Source organism: Corynebacterium nasorum (genome assembly GCF_022345765.1).
Classification (GTDB): Bacteria; Actinomycetota; Actinomycetes; order Mycobacteriales; family Mycobacteriaceae; genus Corynebacterium; species Corynebacterium kefirresidentii.
In genome coordinates, this window is the sequence record NZ_JAKRDR010000033.1 from 1 (window position 1) to 3,362 (window position 3,362).

The window sequence follows — 3,362 nt, forward strand, 5'->3', positions numbered from 1 at the left end:
TGGCCGCCCGCGCTTTTTGTGTGTGGTGGTTTGTGTGTTCGTTATTAAGGGCGCATGGTGGATGCCTTGGCATGCTGAGCCGATGAAGGACGTGAAAGGCTGCGTTAAGCCTCGGGGAGTTGTCAATTAAGCGTTGATCCGAGGATGTCCGAATGGGGAAACCTGGCCCTGGTTATGTGGGGTTACCCTTCAGTGAATTCATAGCTGTTGTGGGGGTTTACGCGGGGAAGTGAAACATCTCAGTACCCGTAGGAGAAGAAAATAATAATGATTCTGCTAGTAGTGGCGAACGAACGTGGATGAGGCTAAACCGTGTGCATGTGATACCTGGTAGGGGTTGTGTGTGCGGTGTTGTGGGCCCTGATGTGCGGTGACTACCATCATCGTGCTTGCGCATTGTTGTTAGGTGAAGTGGTTTGGAATGGCCTGCCGGAGTAGGTGAGAGTCCTGTAGCTGAAGATGATGATGTGTGGGTTGTTGGGTTGCCCGAGTAGCAGCGGGCTCGTGGAATCTGCTGTGAATCTGCCGGGACCACCCGGTAAGCCTAAATACTCAGTGTGACCGATAGTGTATGAGTACCGTGAGGGAATGGTGAAAAGTACCCCGGGAGGGGAGTGAAATAGTTCCTGAAACCATGTGCTTACAATCCGTCAGAGCACCTTTTTGTGTGTGATGGCGTGCCTTTTGAAGAATGAGCCTGCGAGTCAGCGGCATGTCGCGAGGTTAACCCGTGTGGGGTAGCCGTAGGGAAACCGAATCCTAATGGGGTGTCAAGTGGCATGTCCTGGACCCGAAGCGGGGTGATCTACCCATGGCCAGTGTGAAGCAGCTGTAAGAGGTTGTGGAGGCGCGAACCCACGTAGGTTGAAAACTGCGGGGATGAGCTGTGGGTAGGGGTGAAAGGCCAATCAAACTCCGTGATAGCTGGTTCTCCCCGAAATGCATTTAGGTGCAGCGTCGTATTATAGCTTGGTGGAGGTAGAGCGACTGGTTGGTTGAGCGGGACTACAATCTTAGCAATGTCAGCCAAACTCCGAATGCCACTAATTGTGTTGTACGGCAGTGAGACTGTGGGGGATAAGCTTCATAGTCGAGAGGGAAACAGCCCAGATCGCCGGTTAAGGCCCCTAAGGGTGTACTAAGTGGAAAAGGATGTGGGATCGCGAAGACAGCCAGGAGGTTGGCTTAGAAGCAGCCATCCTTGAAAGAGTGCGTAATAGCTCACTGGTCGAGTGGTTCTGCGCCGACAATGTAGTGGGGCTCAAGTACACCGCCGAAGCCGCGGCAACAATTTTTTGTTGGGTAGGGGAGCGTCGTGCATGGGTTGAAGCGTTACCGCAAGGAGGCGTGGACTGTGTGCGAGTGAGAATGCAGGCATGAGTAACGAATTGATAGGTGAGAATCCTATCCGCCGGATGACTAAGGGTTCCTGGGTCAAGTTCGTCTTCCCAGGGTGAGTCGGGACCTAAGGCGAGGCCGACAGGCGTAGTCGATGGATAACCAGTTGATATTCTGGTACCCGTACATGCGCGCCCATGATAAAGCACTGATACTAACCACCGCGGATGCATTGCTGGTCTTCTTTGAAGTCTGGTGGTGTTGATGTCGTGGGGCCTGATGTGTGGTTCAAGTGATGGGGTGACGCAGTGAGGTAGCCACGCCACTTATTGGATTGGTGGTGTAAGCGTGCAGACCGTGTGGTAGGTAAATCCGCCGCACTTTTGGTTGAGGCGTGATGCGTAGACCCATTGGGGTTGATGGTGGTGATCCTGTACTGTCGAGAAAAGCCTCTAGCGATGTGTGTGTATGGCCCGTACCCTAAACCGACACAGGTGGTCAGGTTGAAAATACTAAGGCGTTCGGGTGAACTGTGGTTAAGGAATTCGGCAAAATGCCCCCGTAACTTCGGGAGAAGGGGGGCCCTACGACGTGAAGGTCCGTGCGGCTGGAAGCGTTGTGGGGTCGCAGAGAATAGAGGGAAGCGACTGTTTATCAAAAACACAGGTCCATGCGAAGACGTTAAGTTGATGTATATGGACTGACGCCTGCCCGGTGCTGGAAGGTTAAGAGGACCGGTTAGTCAACTTTGTTGGCGAAGCTGAGAATTTAAGCCCCAGTAAACGGCGGTGGTAACTATAACCATCCTAAGGTAGCGAAATTCCTTGTCGGGTAAGTTCCGACCTGCACGAATGGCGTAACGACTTCTCTGCTGTCTCAACCACAGGCCCGGTGAAATTGCACTACGAGTAAAGATGCTCGTTACGCGCGGCAGGACGAAAAGACCCCGGGACCTTCACTATAGCTTGGTATTGGTGTTTGGTTCGGTTTGTGTAGGATAGGTGGGAGACTTGGAAGCTATCACGCTAGTGGTGGTGGAGTCGTTGTTGAAATACCACTCTGATCGGATTGAGCATCTAACCTTGGCCCATGATCTGGGTTGGGGACAGTGCCTGGTGGGTAGTTTAACTGGGGCGGTTGCCTCCCAAAATGTAACGGAGGCGCCCAAAGGTTCCCTCAGCCTGGTTGGCAATCAGGTGGTGAGTGTAAGTGCACAAGGGAGCTTGACTGTGAGACAGACATGTCGAGCAGGGACGAAAGTCGGGACTAGTGATCCGGCACCTACTTGTGGATGTGGTGTCGCTCAACGGATAAAAGGTACCCCGGGGATAACAGGCTGATCTTCCCCAAGAGTCCATATCGACGGGATGGTTTGGCACCTCGATGTCGGCTCGTCGCATCCTGGGGCTGGAGTAGGTCCCAAGGGTTGGGCTGTTCGCCCATTAAAGCGGCACGCGAGCTGGGTTCAGAACGTCGTGAGACAGTTCGGTCTCTATCCGCCGCGCGCGTTGAAACTTGAAGAAAGCTGTCCCTAGTACGAGAGGACCGGGACGGACGTACCTCTAGTGTGCCAGTTATCCCGCCAGGGGTATCGCTGGTTGGCTACGTGCGGAAGGGATAACCGCTGAAAGCATCTAAGCGGGAAGCCTGTTTTAAGATGAGGTTTCGTTAAGGTCCCCTAAAGACGATAGGGTAGATAGGCCAGACCTGGACGCACTGTAAGGTGTGAAGGCTACTGGTACTAATTGACCACAACAAACACCAACACACACTATGTGTGCTGGCAAAAAGCAACAAAAACAAGAAACAGTCACTGTCGTGACCGCGTCCACTATGCAGTATCTGACACAACACCCAAACACCCATGAAGAGGGAAACAATGTTCTGAAGGTTTGTCGGTGGTCAATAGCTGCAGGGAAACGCCCGGTCCCATTCCGAACCCGGAAGCTAAGCCTGCACACGCTGATGGTACTGCAACCGGGAGGTTGTGGGAGAGTAAGTCACCGCCGACACCAAACAACAAA

General features: G+C 53.2%; 2 rRNA genes. Both read left to right on the top strand.

The annotated features are described in order from the left end of the window. Window positions 1–34: 34 nt before the first annotated feature. Window positions 35–3,102: ribosomal RNA gene (locus MHK04_RS12060) — 23S ribosomal RNA — on the top strand. 130 nt (window positions 3,103–3,232) lie between these two features. Beyond that, a 5S ribosomal RNA gene (gene rrf, locus MHK04_RS12065) occupies window positions 3,233–3,350 on the top strand. Window positions 3,351–3,362 lie beyond the last annotated feature (12 nt).